Source organism: Corynebacterium sp. NPDC104732 (assembly GCF_055583565.1).
In genome coordinates this window covers 131,823-145,764 of sequence record NZ_JBVJNS010000001.1, presented here as the reverse complement: position 1 = coordinate 145,764, position 13,942 = coordinate 131,823, and the positions used below count along the sequence as shown (strand labels likewise).

At 61.4% G+C, this 13,942-nt stretch carries 12 protein-coding genes; 3 read left to right on the top strand and 9 right to left on the bottom strand.

Annotated features, from left to right (window positions below; genetic code table 11):
• Window positions 1-15 precede the first annotated feature (15 nt).
• On the top strand, window positions 16-789 hold the full coding sequence (tpiA, locus tag ACZ6ZO_RS00685) for a triose-phosphate isomerase (protein ID WP_182386187.1): 774 nt from the start codon (window positions 16-18) through the stop codon (window positions 787-789).
• Window positions 790-877: 88 nt separating this feature from the next.
• The gene (gene secG, locus ACZ6ZO_RS00680) at window positions 878-1,111 is read left to right on the top strand and encodes a preprotein translocase subunit SecG (RefSeq protein ID WP_182386186.1); all 234 of its coding nucleotides are present in this window, start codon (window positions 878-880) and stop codon (window positions 1,109-1,111) included.
• 119 nt (window positions 1,112-1,230) lie between these two features.
• Here secG and pgl read toward each other — a convergent pair whose 3' ends face one another.
• The 5 genes from pgl to tkt are packed head-to-tail and all read right to left on the bottom strand — an operon-like array spanning window position 1,231 to window position 7,695.
• Window positions 1,231-1,971: a 6-phosphogluconolactonase gene (gene pgl / locus ACZ6ZO_RS00675; protein ID WP_465289829.1), complete on the bottom strand. Its 741-nt coding sequence runs from the start codon at window positions 1,969-1,971 to the stop codon at window positions 1,231-1,233.
• Complete coding sequence (locus ACZ6ZO_RS00670) at window positions 1,968-2,918, bottom strand: glucose-6-phosphate dehydrogenase assembly protein OpcA (protein ID WP_465289827.1); 951 nt, start codon at window positions 2,916-2,918, stop codon at window positions 1,968-1,970. Before ACZ6ZO_RS00670 ends, pgl begins: the two co-directional genes overlap by 4 nt.
• A gap of 18 nt (window positions 2,919-2,936) precedes the next feature.
• Window positions 2,937-4,466, bottom strand: coding sequence for a glucose-6-phosphate dehydrogenase (gene zwf / locus ACZ6ZO_RS00665; RefSeq protein ID WP_182386183.1), 1,530 nt, complete (start codon window positions 4,464-4,466; stop codon window positions 2,937-2,939).
• 52 nt (window positions 4,467-4,518) lie between these two features.
• A complete protein-coding gene (tal, locus tag ACZ6ZO_RS00660; protein ID WP_465289825.1) occupies window positions 4,519-5,601 on the bottom strand; it encodes a transaldolase in 1,083 nt (360 codons plus the stop codon).
• Between the two features lie 3 nt (window positions 5,602-5,604).
• Window positions 5,605-7,695, bottom strand: a complete 2,091-nt coding sequence (gene tkt / locus ACZ6ZO_RS00655) for a transketolase (RefSeq protein WP_465289823.1) — start codon at window positions 7,693-7,695, stop codon at window positions 5,605-5,607.
• A 280-nt stretch (window positions 7,696-7,975) separates the two neighbouring features.
• Here tkt and ACZ6ZO_RS00650 point away from each other — a divergent pair, with 280 nt between their 5' ends.
• Window positions 7,976-8,887, top strand: coding sequence for a heme o synthase (locus tag ACZ6ZO_RS00650; protein WP_182386180.1), 912 nt, complete (start codon window positions 7,976-7,978; stop codon window positions 8,885-8,887).
• A gap of 648 nt (window positions 8,888-9,535) precedes the next feature.
• Here ACZ6ZO_RS00650 and ACZ6ZO_RS00645 read toward each other — a convergent pair.
• The 4 genes from ACZ6ZO_RS00645 to mptB form a co-directional block, all read right to left on the bottom strand.
• The gene (locus ACZ6ZO_RS00645) at window positions 9,536-10,444 is read right to left on the bottom strand and encodes a COX15/CtaA family protein (protein ID WP_465289821.1); all 909 of its coding nucleotides are present in this window, start codon (window positions 10,442-10,444) and stop codon (window positions 9,536-9,538) included.
• 80 nt (window positions 10,445-10,524) lie between these two features.
• Complete coding sequence (locus tag ACZ6ZO_RS00640) at window positions 10,525-11,295, bottom strand: ABC transporter permease (protein ID WP_182386176.1); 771 nt, start codon at window positions 11,293-11,295, stop codon at window positions 10,525-10,527.
• Window positions 11,296-11,301: 6 nt separating this feature from the next.
• Window positions 11,302-12,240: an ABC transporter ATP-binding protein gene (locus ACZ6ZO_RS00635; RefSeq protein WP_465289819.1), complete on the bottom strand. Its 939-nt coding sequence runs from the start codon at window positions 12,238-12,240 to the stop codon at window positions 11,302-11,304.
• 6 nt (window positions 12,241-12,246) lie between these two features.
• Window positions 12,247-13,905, bottom strand: coding sequence for a polyprenol phosphomannose-dependent alpha 1,6 mannosyltransferase MptB (gene mptB, locus ACZ6ZO_RS00630; protein ID WP_465289817.1), 1,659 nt, complete (start codon window positions 13,903-13,905; stop codon window positions 12,247-12,249).
• Between the last annotated feature and the right edge of the window lie 37 nt (window positions 13,906-13,942).

The window sequence follows — 13,942 nt, the reverse complement described above, 5'->3', positions numbered from 1 at the left end:
AAAGGTAAGAAACACATGTCCCGTAAGCCACTGATCGCTGGCAACTGGAAGATGAATCTGACCCACCTGCAGGCAGTAGGAAGCGCGCAGAAACTCGCCTTCAAACTGCCTAAAGACCGCTACGAAAAGGTTGACGTTGCCCTTATGGTTCCGTTCACCGACATTCGCAGCATCCAGACCCTCGTCGACGGCGACAAACTGGAGTTCACCTACGGTGCTCAGGACGTCTCCGTGCACGAGTCCGGCGCCTACACCGGCGAGGTCTCTGCCGAGATGCTCAAGGCCCTGGGCTGCACCTGGGTGGTCGTCGGCCACTCCGAGCGCCGTGAGTACCACGGCGAGTCCGACGAACTCGTCGCAGCCAAGGCCGCGATCGCCATCAAGCACGAGATAACCCCAATCGTGTGCGTGGGTGAGAAGCTGGATGTCCGTGAAGCGGGCAACCACGTCTCCTTCGTGGTGGAGCAAACCAAGGCATCCCTGGCTGGCATTGCGGACCTGTCCAAGGTCGTTATTGCCTACGAGCCTGTGTGGGCGATCGGCACCGGCAAGGTCGCCTCAGCAGCGGACGCTCAGGAAGTATGCGCCGCCATCCGAGGTGCCATCGAAGAGCTCGCTGGCGCTGAGGTCGCGGAAGGAATCCGTATCCTCTACGGTGGCTCCGTCAAGACTGATTCCGTCGGAGAGCTGGTTTCCCAGCCGGACGTTGACGGTGGTCTGGTTGGTGGCGCTTCGCTGGACGGCGAGCAGTTCGGTGAACTGTGTGCCGCAGCGGCAGCAGCTGTCTAAACTCTCCGCGCGTTAGTTAACTTCAGCCAAAGTGCCTCGTGTACAATGGCTGAAGTTAATTGCTTTTTACATTTAGAAGGAACCGTTCATGGCCCTCGCACTTCAGATCATTCTTGTTGCAGCCAGCATCATCATGACTATCTTGGTCCTGCTGCATAAAGGCAAGGGTGGCGGCTTGTCCAGCCTGTTCGGTGGCGGTATGCAATCCAACCTCGCTGGTTCCACCGTGGTGGAAAAGAACTTGGATCGTTTCACCATCATTACCGCGATGATCTGGATTGTCTGCATCGTAGGCCTGAACTTGCTGCAGGCGTACAGCTAGCCTAAAATGACATCGAGCCCCTCGGATACCGAGGGGCTTTTCCATCGGAATCTAGCGTACCGATGGGATTTCTGATGCTGAAATCGTCCCAACCGCACGCTAAATCCGGGGTGCTACCGCTATTTCGCCAAATACAGGCGCGTATCACGGCGACCGATAGCGCCAGCGGCCGGCCACTCGCGGTAGTCCGCCCCTTCGATCACGTGGCGGGCTGCCTCGGCTTTTTCCGCACCGGCAACAAGCAGCCACACGGCGTCTGCCTGCCGGATTGCTGGCATCGTCAAGGACACGCGCTCGGCGGGTGGCTTCGGGGAGTCAGTGACTGGCACGACCAACGCCTCGTTCTCATTCACGGCGGAGGTGTGGGGGAAGAGGGAATTGATATGGCCTTCTCCGCCCATGCCAAGTAAGTGCAGGTCAAATCCTTGCGGTGCCCAGGTTTCGATCTCTTGGCTGTACCACTTTGCGGATTCGGCTAGGGACAGTTCACCAAGCTGGTAGGAGTGCACGAAGTCGTCGGTGACAGCAACGTGGTCCAGCAGCGCTGCCCGGGCCTGGCCTTCGTTGGAGTCAGGGTGGTCGACTGGGACTGCGCGCTCATCGCCAAAAAAGATGTGGACGCGGGACCAGTCGATCCGCAGCGCTGGGAAGTCGGGTTGCTGCTGGGCAGCCCAGTCAAGTTCCCGTAGGCGGCTGAGCAGCCCAATACCGGCGCCACCGCCGGTGAGGACGATTCGGGCCACACCGTCGTCGTAAAGTCCTGCACCGGCCTGCGCCCGAGTGACAACGTCGATGACGTCGGACGCTGCGCGGGCGACGAGAGCGTCCAGATCGGCGACGGGGACAACGTTCACGCTCATGACATCTCCTGTACACGGTAGAGGCCACGCAGGGCCTTGGCATAGGCATTGTCGGGGTCGAGGTGGCGCAGCTCTTCAGCGAGGCTGTCAGAAAGCGCACGTCGCCCGATAGCCACGAGCGACGGCGGACAGTGCGGCAACTGTACCGACATAGTGTGCGCGTCCGCCACCTCGACGACGACCGGCCCCGACTCCCGGTGCAGCTCGATCTTGGAAATCGGGTGGCACAGCTCGCCGTTGGAATCCACGCTTTCGCAGGCGTCAGAGGTGCGGTGCAGCCTGATTGGGCATGCCAGCCGGTCCGCCAACCAGCCAGCTGCGATGTTAACCGCCGGGTCTTTAGGCCCATAGATGTCCACGGAGGTCACCTGCTCGTGTGGCGGTTGATCCAGAGCGGAAGCAAGCACCCCACGCCATGGGGTCAGGCGGGACCAGCTCAAGTCCGAATCACCGGGAGCGTAGTGGTTACGGCGGGCCAAAGCTGCCGTGGGGCTCGGATCGTGCGCGACATCGGTGATGCGGCGCTGCGCGATCTGACCGATTGGATCATGGGCCAGCTGCTTCGGCGCGCTCGTCGGCCACCACGCGACGATCGGGGTGTCCGGCAGCAACAGGGGAGTGACCACGGAAGCGAGGTGTTCCACGATCTCGCCGGTGACCTGCATGATGATCACTTCGGACGCACCGGCGTCGCCACCGATCCGAATCTGAGCGTCAAGCTGGGTTGGGGCCGTAACGTCGCCGGTGACCAACACCAGCACACGGGCTGGGTGTTCCCCGGAAGAGTCGTTGATCGAATGGAGGATGTCCTCCAAATCGGTGGCGCCGTCGGTGACCACAATCAACGTCAGGACACGACCGGTGGTGACCTGGTTGCCCATCTCACGGATCGCCACTAGTTGCTTGGCGATGTCCCGGGTGCTGGTGTTTTGCAGTTCAAAAATCATCGTTGCTCCTTGGGCCTGCTAGGGACGACGCCAGGTGCGACCGTCGCGGGCCATCATGCGGTCAGCGCTTTCCGGCCCCCACGTACCTGCCGGGTAATCTTCGGGCTTGCCACGGTTCTCCCAATACTCCAGGATCGGATCGAGGATCGCCCAGCTGAGCTCGACTTCCTCGTTGGTGGGAAAGAGGGAGTTTTCATCCAGCAGTGCGTCCAGGATGAGGCGTTCGTAGGCCTCCGGGGATTCCTCGGTAAACGCCTCGGAGTAGGCGAAGTCCATGTTCACATCACGAACCTCCATGGTGGAGCCTGGAACCTTCGAACCGAAGCGCATGAGCACGCCTTCATCAGGCTGCACCCGGATCACCAGCGCGTTTGGTCCCTGCGCGGAGGTCATCTGCTCATCGAAAGTCAAGTGTGGCGCTTGTTTGAACACCACTGCGATCTCCGTGACGCGACGGCCGAGGCGCTTGCCGGTGCGCAGGTAGAAGGGCACGCCGGCCCAGCGACGAGAATTGATCTGGAGCGTGCAGGCGGCAAACGTCTCGGTGTTCGATTCCGGATCAAAGCCATCCTCGTCGCGCAAGCCCACCACGCGCTCCGAGCCTTGCCAGCCCGCAGTGTACTGGCCTCGGGCCGTGGACTTGGACAGTGGGTACACCGGGGCGGTGGCGCGCAGCACCTTGATTTTTTCGGCGCGCAGCTCCCGCGGGTTGTAGATAATCGGCTCTTCCATCGCCACGAGGGCGAGGAGCTGCAGCAGGTGATTCTGGATGACGTCCCGGGCGGCGCCGATGCCGTCGTAGTAGCCAGCGCGCCCGCCAAGGCCAATGTCTTCAGCCATGGTGATCTGCACGTGGTCCACAAAGTTCGCGTTCCACAGCGGATCAAAAAGCTGGTTGGCAAAGCGCAGCGCCATGATGTTCTGCACCGTTTCTTTGCCCAGGTAGTGGTCGATGCGGAACACCGAGTCCTCCGGGAACACGGAGTTGACCACCCGGTTGAGGTCACGGGCCGTGGCTTGATCGTGGCCGAAGGGCTTTTCAATGATGACGCGGCGCCAGGACCCGTCGCTGCCTCGTGCCATTTCGGAGCGGTCCAGTTGGTGAACGACGTCGTCGAAGAAGTTAGGGGGCACGGACAGGTAGAACGCCCAGTTACCTGCGGTGCCGCGTGAGGCATCCAGGTCTGCGAGTTGTTGGGCTAGGGCGTCGAAGGCTGCGTCGTCGTCAAAGTTTCCGGAGACAAAATGCATGCCCTCGGCTAGGCGTTCCCACACGTTGGCGCGGTATTCGGTGCGCGCACCGGCGCGGACGGCCTCGTGGACGTAGTCTTCGAAGTCTGCTTTGGACCAGTCGCGCCGTCCGAAGCCGACGAGAGCGAAACCGGCAGGCAGCAGTCCGCGATTGGCGAGGTCGTAGATAGCGGGGAGCAATTTTCTGCGGGCTAAGTCGCCCGTCACTCCGAAGATCACCATGCCGGAAGGCCCAGCGATTCTTGGCAAACGTTTATCTTGTGGATCCTTGAGGGGATTCACCCAGTGCTTGCTCATGTAGGGTACGCCTTAGCCTTTCCGGTGGTGGTGACAATGCCAACCAGCTATCTTAGGCTAGTTGACCTTCCATCGAAGTTAGCAGGTCATTCCAGCTGCTAATAAATTTCTCCACGCCCTCGCGTTCCAGCACCGTAAACACGTCTTCGGTGTCGATGCCCACCGCCAGCAGCTGGGTGAACAGCTCAGATGCGGCCTCACCCTGATCGGTCAGGGTGTCGGAGGTGACGTCGGTGCCGTCGAGCACAGCGCGTAGCGTCGGCTCCGGCATGGTGTTCACCGTGTTCGGTCCGGCGAGCTGCGTGACGTACATCGTGGCGGGGTAATCGGGGTTTTTCACGCTTGTCGACGCCCACAGCGGCCGTTGCACATGTGCCCCTGCCGGCAATTCGGCATCCGCAAACAACTCCTCGAATGCCGCGTAAGCCAGGTGGGCATTCGCAATGCCGGCCTTGCCCTTCAGCGCGAGTGCTTCCTCCGTGCCAATCGCATCCAGGCGCGCATCGATCTCGGAATCCACGCGGGAGACAAAGAAGCTAGCCACCGAGTGGATGCGGGACACATCGTGGCCTGCTTCGTGTGCGCGGGTAATGCCGTCGATAAACGCGGCGATGACCTCTCGGTAGCGCGCGACCGAGAAAATCAGCGTGACGTTGACGCTGATCCCTTCGGCCAGCGCGTCGGAGATTGCTGGCAGGGATTCCGGGGTGGCCGGAATCTTGATCATGACGTTTTCGCGACCGACCCGCTCATAGAGTTCGCGGGCTTGGGCGAGGGTGGCGTCGCGGTCCGCGTGCAGGCGCGGGTCTACTTCGATGGAGACCCGGCCGTCTACACCGCCAGTGCGCTCGTAGATTTCGGCGAACTCGTCGCAGGCTGCGCGGACGTCGTCGATAGCCATGTCGTACACCGCGGTATCCACCGTGGCACCGTTGCTTTTCAGCTCGGCGATCTGGGCGTCGTAGGCAGTGCCGGCAGTCATGGCGGAGGCGAAAATTGCCGGGTTGGTGGTCACTCCCACGATCCCGGTGGTGGCGATCATGTCGCGCAGGTTGCCGGAGGTGAGTCGGTCGCGGGACAGATCGTCCAGCCACACGGAGGTACCAATCTGAGCGAGCTTATCTACTTGAGTCATGGGTTATCCCTTCAAGGTTTCGAGGGCAGCGGCGACGACGGCCTCGGTGGTGATACCGAATTCGCGGTACAGGGTGGCAAAGTCCGCAGAGGCACCGAAGTGCTCCAGGGAGACGGCCTTGCCTTGAGAACCGAGGAAGCGGTGCCATGGCATAGCGATGCCAGCTTCGACAGATACCCGAGCGGTGACCGCAGAAGGCAGCACCTGCTCGCGGTAATCCGCGTCTTGCGCCAGGAACCACTCCATACACGGCATGGACACGACGCGCGCCTTGGTGCCCTCGGCGGCGAGCTCGGCCGCAGCGGCGACGGCGAGCTGCACTTCGGAGCCGGTGGCGATGATGATGACGTCAGGAGTGCCGTCGGTGTCGACGAGCACATAAGCGCCCTTAGCGACGCCCTCCAGCGCCTTCTCCTTGGTCCCCTCAAGAACGGGAACATTCTGGCGGGTGAGCGCCAGTCCCTTAGGTCCTGCTGGCGCTTCGATCGCGCACTTCCATGCCGCTGCGGTCTCATTGGCGTCGGCTGGGCGCAACACGGTCATCTGTGGGATGGCACGCAGCGCAGCGAGCTGTTCGACAGGCTGGTGGGTAGGACCGTCCTCACCAAGGCCGATGGAGTCGTGGGTCCACACATAATAGGTGTCGATGCCCATGAGGGCGGCTTGGCGCACGGCTGGACGCATGTACTCAGAGAAAATCAGGAACGTGCCCCCGTATGGCAGATTACGGCCATGCAGCGTCATGCCGTTCAGGATCGCTCCCATAGCGTGCTCACGGATGCCGAAGTGCAGGTTACGGCCATACGGGGAAGTGGACCACATATCGGTGGAAATTTCTCCCGGACCGAAGGACTTCTCTCCCTTGATCACGGTGTTGTTGGAACCAGCCAGATCGGCGGAACCGCCCCACAGCTCCGGCAGGGTAGCGCCAAGTGCCTGGAGGGTGGCCTCGGATGCCTTACGCGTTGCAAGGCCCTTGGCATCAGCGTCCCAGGTGGGGAGCTCATCGGCCCAGCCTGCGGGCAGTTCGCGATCCTGGGTACGGTCGAAGTAAGCCTTGCGCTCCGGGTACTGGGCAGCCCAGGCGTCGAAACGCTCTTGCCACTCGGCCTGCAGCTTGGCACCGCGGTCGGCGGCCTTGCGGGTGTGGGCGAGGACCTCGTCTTCGATGAAGAAGTCCTGCTCCGGGTCAAAGCCCAGTTCGCGCTTGGTCGCGGCGACCTCCTCCGCACCGAGAGCTGCGCCGTGGACCGCACCGGTATTCATCATGGTGGGGGCAGGGTAGCCGATGATGGTGCGCACCCGGATGAAGGTCGGGCGCTGCGTCTCTGCCTTAGCCTTCTCGACGGCATCGAGGATCGCCGAAACGTCTTCGCCACCCTCGATCTCCAGCACCTGCCAGCCGTAGGCGCGGTAGCGGGCGCACACATCTTCGGTGAACGCGATGTTGGTGTCGTCCTCGATGGAGATGCGATTGTCATCCCAGAACACGATCAGGTTACCCAGCTGCTGGGTGCCGGCGAGGGAGCAGGCTTCCGAGGTGACGCCTTCCTGAACATCGCCGTCGGAGGCGATGACGTAAATGAAGTGATCCCAGATGGACTCACCAGGGGCAGCCTCAGGTTCGAGCAGGCCACGTTCGCGGCGGGCTGCCATCGCCATGCCGACGGCGGAGGCCAGGCCCTGTCCGAGTGGACCGGTGGTGATCTCCACGCCCTTGGTGTGGCCGTACTCCGGGTGGCCTGGGGTAAGGGCGTCCCAAGTGCGCAGGGCCTTTAAGTCATCCATTTCCAGGCCGAACCCTGCCAGGTACAGCTGGATGTATTGGGTGAGTGAGGTGTGACCGCAGGAAAGCACGAAGCGGTCTCGGCCCACCCACTCGGCGTCATTAGGGTTGTGGTTGAGCACACGCTGGTAGAGGGTGTACGCCAGTGGGGCCAGACTCATGGCGGTACCTGGGTGACCGGAGCCCACCTTCTGCACGGCGTCGGCAGCGAGGATGCGGGTGGTATCAATCGCCTTGGTATCCAGATCAGTCCAGTCAGATGGGTAGTTTCGCGCGGTGAGAGCTTGGAGTTCAGGCGACAGTGCCACGGTTTTTCCTCGACTTTCGGGTCGGTGACAAGGGTGCACGACGACTGTTACGTGTCGCGTACAGATAACGAGGACTAGTTTAGTGAAAAGTGCCGGAGGGGTAAGACGATTCGTCAGAACTGGTGGGATGGGGCTACCATGTTCCAGTTGACATTTCTACCCCCGGGAACTTTTTATAGTTGCGACACGACTAATTCTAGTGGCGTTCATGTCCACAACTGGCGTAGCGTCGACATGCGACTACACATACTTAAACAAATACACTGCTGGAGGAAGTCCCTTGGAGACAATCAAGGCTTATATCGCTCTGACAAAGCCCAAAGTGATTGAACTCCTTTTGGTTGCCACTATTCCTGCAATGCTGCAGGCTGACCGAGGTGAAAACCACGCCCTGCTCATCCTGCTGACGGTCGTCGGTGGCTGGATGGGTGCCGCGGCAGCCAACACCTTCAACATGGTTGCGGACTCGGACATTGACAAGCTGATGGGCCGCACCCGGAAACGACCACTCGCGAAGGCGACGGTTTCCAACCGCGCCGCCACCATCTTTGCGTGGACGCTCACCGTCGTGAGCTTCCTGTGGCTGTGGCTGCTTTGCCATTCACTGCTGGCCGCGGTCTTTGTGATGGCCACCATCGCTTTCTACATCTTCGTCTATACCAAGTGGCTCAAGCGCTCCACTCCGATGAACATCGTCTGGGGTGGCGCCGCCGGCTGTATGCCCGTGATGGTCGGCTGGGCAGTGATCAAGGACAATCTCCCTGCTGGCACCGCCTATGAGTGGTGGCAACCACTCGTGCTCTTCCTCGTCATCTTCTTCTGGACGCCACCGCACACCTGGGCGCTGGCGATGAAGTACCGAGAAGACTACAAGGCCGCCGGGGTCCCGATGTTGCCCGTCGTCAAGCCTGCCCATGAGGTAACCCGCCAAATCCTCTGGTACACCTGGGGCACTGTGATCGTATCGTTGCTGCTGGTTCCCGCAGCCGGCTGGCTCTACGCCGCTGCCGCGCTGCTTGCTGGCCTGTGGTTCATCGTCATGGCTACCCGCCTGCACGGCAAGGTATCCCGAGGTGAGGAGACCAAGCCGCTAGCACTGTTCATCCTCTCCAACAACTACCTGGCCGCACTGTTCGTGGCGCTGTCCGTCGACGCCCTCCTGGGCCTGCAGACGATCGGCAGCTTGTTCTAGCTCAACAAATAAAAAGCCGGGCCTGGCGTTGAACCAGGTCCGGCTTTTGGGGTTAGGGGACAAAAGCGTGTCTGGTCAGCATTTTGCGTTGCTACTTCACCCGCTGGGGCTTCGGCCACGGCCCCGACGTTTCTTACTAAAACCCGGGAAGCATTCCCCGGATCTCGGCCCCAAAACAGTGAAATAGCAGATGTGCAGCCTAAAAAATTACCGAAACCCGGGGAACGCTTCCCGGGTTTTGTGGCTATCCGATGCTGTGTTGGCACTCGGCTGGGCTAGCGTTGTCACAACAGGACTGGTCGGCCTGTTTCCCAGCTTGCTTTATTCTCGATTGCTTCCAGCCATGCCAACATCAGCTCTCTAACCCGCCACTGGGCATGGACGGTGCAGCGTCGAATCCTGGTTCTGGCCCAGCACCCACTGGGCAGGAGGGTCGGTTTTGTTCACCGCCACACCCCACCACAAGCGCAAAACGCGGTATCGAAGGACACCGACTGGAATAAACACAGGTTTTAGGGCTCCTACGCTGCGGAAATCACGAATCAGAGACACACTTGACTCTGAAAACAGGTTAAGTAACAAATCGAGCGTACGGATGGGAGGTTTAACGGCCGAAAATCCCATCGGTACGCTCGATTTCCCCCTCGCTTAGGAACGAACGCGTCCCGCTGCGTAGAGCAGGGCAGTGTACGCGGTCACAACACCAGAAAGACCGACGTGGAGTGGAACGGTCCACCGCGGGATACCGAACCAGTACTGGATGATTCCCACGGCTGCTTGCACCACGATAAACGCGATGAGGAGGTAGCCGAGCTTCATAGCCTTCTGGGAAGCCTTCACAGTGAGAAGAGCGACCACCAGGCCGATAGTGAGACCGAGGTAGAGGTACATGAAGTGGGCGTGAATGTGCGCCATTTCAGCGATGTCCACTTCGAGGCGACCTTCCATGCCGTCCCCGGCATCACCGGAGTGGACGCCAGCGCCGGTGACCATGGTTCCAGTGGTGAGAACGGCAGCTAGAGCGACGGCGGAGCCGACGGCGAGGAGGCGCAGTGGGCGTGGGTAGTGCCACTCGTCCACCCCCTCGTCTGGTGCCTTAACGTGCTCGTACAGGAGCACGGCCAGCCAGATGAGGATCATCGATGGCAGGAAGTGCAGGGCAACTGCCCACCACTTCAGGTCGAGGTGCACAGAAATACCCCCGATCACGCCCTGGATGACCACACCGATTACCTGGTACCAGGCGTGAAGTTTGATCAGTGAGTGGCGTTTGCCGGCGTAGACAGCGACCAGGAGGGCGACGGTGATGAGGCCCAGGACGATGGCCAAGCCACGGTTACCAAATTCGATAGCCTGGTGGAGCGCTGGAGCTGCACCTTGCACTGGAACCAGTGAGCCGGGGTGGCAGTTCGGCCAGGTATCGCAGCCGAGGCCGGAACCGGTCACGCGGACAATTGCGCCAGTGACGGTGATAGAGATCTGTCCGATGAGAACCGCAAGTGCCAGTGCGAGCTGGGTTTTCATCGGCTTGTTATCTTTTGGCAAGGGAGTATACACGCTTGCTTATCTTATCTGGTGTGGCTGGAAAACCGCCCATCGGATCAGGGAGCCACCGCGTAACTCTCACCACATTTGGGTTAGCTGAATCGGAACAGCTTGGTGGCAGCCGCCATACCCGCGATCGCCCAGAAACTTAACAACAGCAGATTCAGCCACGCGATGCTGCCGGTTAGCGCCTGCTGCAGCGCATCGGCGAAGGACACTGATGGGATGATAAGCGCGGCGGTCGGAATCGGCCCGCTGGCCCGCAACACGAAGTAGGCGGCTGAACCGAGCAGCAGGAACCACAGGGTGTTGGCCACAGCGAGGACCACCTCAGAGCTGCAGGTACCACCGAGCAGCAGGCCGACAGCGGTGAACGTGCCCACACCGAACAACATCACAACCGCGGCCGGAAGGATCCCGCTCAGGGGCATCGTCCAGCCGATAGCCAGCGCAATGGCACCCAGAATAAGTGTTTGGACGATCGATACGCCCACCACGGCCACCACTTTTCCGAGGATGATAGTCCACGAAGGCACCCCTGAGGCCCCGATCCGTTTTAGGGCACCGTAGCGCCGGTCGAAAGCTACCGCGATGGCTTGGCCAGTGAATCCGACGCTCATGCCCGCAATGGCGAGCGTGAACGGGAACACGGTGTGGACGGGGGAGTCCAGGCCCAGGACGTCGGTAAGCGACAGCCCAATGAGCAAGGCAGCGGGGATGATCAGAGACAGCAGCTGCTGCTCGCCGTGGCGAAGGAATAGTGTGGCCTCGATGCGAGCCTGCGCCGCGATCATCACCGGCACGCTGGCGTGGCGCGGGTCCGGGGTGAAGGTGCCATCGCTAAAGGTGTGGTTCTTGGTCATGTCAATTTACCTCCGCATATCCCGTCCGGTGAGGTCCAAAAAGACTTCTTCTAGGGATCCGGCATCGACCCCGATTGATCGAATCAGCACGCCCTGCCGCGCGGCCTCGGCGGTCAGCGCAGCGAGCAGCGCAGGGGTTACCTCGCCGAGGAGACGATAAGAGTGCGGTTTCACGGCCTCTACCTGCGCGCCGAAGGAAACGAGCTCTCGCTGCAGTACATCGACGTCCAGCGCGTCCACGGTATCCACGTGGATCCGCATAATCTCCGCGTCGCGCGCCTTCATCAGCTGCGCGGGAGTGCCACTGGCAACCACGCTGCCTTGGTCAATGATGACCACGTTGTCGGCTAGTGCCTCCGCCTCGTCCATCAGGTGAGTAGTGAGGACGGTGGTTACGCCGTCGGCCCGCAGCTGGTTGATCAGATCCCACACCAGTAGTCGCGATTGGGCGTCCATCCCGGCGGTCGGTTCGTCCAAGAACACCAGCTCCGGACGGCCGACCAGGGCAAGCGCCAGCGAGAGTCGCTGCTGCTGCCCGCCGGAGAGACGTCGATAGGCGGTGCGACGGTGCTCGGCCAGCCCAACAAGGTCCAGCAGCCAATCGGAGTCGAGGGGGCGCGCGCTATACGACGCCACCAGCCGCATCATTTCGCCCACCCGGATTCCTGGATACGCGCCCCCACCTTGCAGCATGATCCCGATTCGGCGGCGGACCTGGCCGGCCTGCGTCACCGGGTTTAGGCCCAGCACCGAAATAGTCCCGCTGTCCGGACGTTGGAAACCCTCGCACATTTCAATCGTCGTGGTTTTGCCCGCACCATTGGGACCGAGGAGGGCAACGACGGAGGCCGCGGGAACCTCGAAGGAAAGATTATTGACGGCGGTGTGCGTGCCGAACTTTTTGGTCACGTTGCGCAGCGAAAGCGCAGATTCTTGGGCAGTCACAAGCACTCAGTTTAGGCCAATGATTCCGCGTTTTTGGAAAAGCCACCCAAAAGCGAGGAGCAACACGATGAACAGCAGCGCAGCTCCCACGTAGATGCTGAGCACGGTATCAGCTGGGAGCCTCAGTCCACGAGGAAGGACGAAAAAGCTCATGATCGCAGAATATCCGGCCGCCAGCACACGAAACAGCGGGCGGTTCGCCCACGCGGCGAGAGGCAGGATCGCCCACAGCAGGTACCAGGGGTGCACGACGGGGAAGAGCACCACCATCACGAACAAGGACACCCCCAGACCGCCGACAGGGTGGATGCGCCCCCACCAGGTGGCGAGCAGCATACGAAGCATAAACGCGCCGGCCACCGCGAGCCCTACCGCGCGGGTCACGGAGAGCATCCGTTCCGTGTGGTCACCGATCTGGAGCCAGTTGCCGATCACCCCAGCGATAATGCCGACGTCGGTGGTCACCGACATCCAGCTGCGGATCGTGGCCGCACCGCCTTGCCCGGTGATCCACCCCAGGCCGATCCCGGAAATGGCGGTGACAAGCGCGGTGACCGCCACCAGGACGGTAGCTGGCGCCACGACAGCAACGCCCAAAGCAACGAACGGCCGACTGCCCCGCTGCTGCAGAGCGCGCGCCAACGCCATCCCCAGGAAACCCAACGCGATAAACCCAGTGACTTTCACCAGACCCGCGCAGGTAATGAGAGCGCTACCGAAGGCGAACAGGGCCCAGCCGGGTACGCCACGCTTATCGACGCCCCGCAGCCCGAACTCAAGGCCCGCCAGCAAGAACCCGAGCAAAACAGCCTCGTTATGGATGCCACCGATCAGGTGCAACAAGGAAAGCGGGTTGAGCGCGCCCAACCAGAGCGCGGTTTGTTTGGACACCTGGCAGCGCTGTGCGAGCTTGACCAAGGCCCACGCTGCGCACACCAGACCGATTACGGACACGAGTCGGTGCCCGAGCACCCCGAATAAGATGCTGTTGTTCGTGACAGTGCTAATTGCGGAGGCTATCGCAAGAGCCACCGGGCCATACGGGGACGGGGAGTGCGCCCAAATGAATGGCACGCTCCGCGCAAGCACGTGATCCGGCCCCAACAGATCAACGGGCCCGCCGGAATACGGATCCATCCCGCTGGCCACTATGGCGCCTTGGGCGAGGTAGGAGTAAATGTCCTGGGTAAATAGCGGAGCGGTGAGCGCGATCGGGAAAACCCAAGCAATAAAAGTGCGGCGCAACATCGGCAGGGACACGCGAGCGGCGTTTCCTGGCCGCAAGGAAAACGGATTCGCCAAGGTAGTACTGACGAAGGGAGCCATGAGCACCCACGCGAGCACCAGGCACCCGACGCCCAGCAACGTGACGATCGACGAGGTCGTGAGCATCCTGGCCATGACAGCGCCAGCCGGGAACTGTGGATATGGGTTGCCCACCACCGGAAATGCCCCAGCCCCGAGCGCGCCAATTCCCATCATGAAGGCGCCGAGAGTGCCAATCCAGCGCAGCGCGACGAAGCGGCGCAGCTCGAAATAGTTGAGGTCCCGGGCTTCCAGGCTGTGGTCGTCGTGAAGCTCAGCAGAGCGCGAACCGGGTGCCCCAAGCCGTGGCAGGGCATCCTTTAGCCAGGTCAGAGGGCGGGCGTTGCTGGATACGGTCACGTTCCCACATCCTACTAGAGGGCTTGCTAAGCACGGG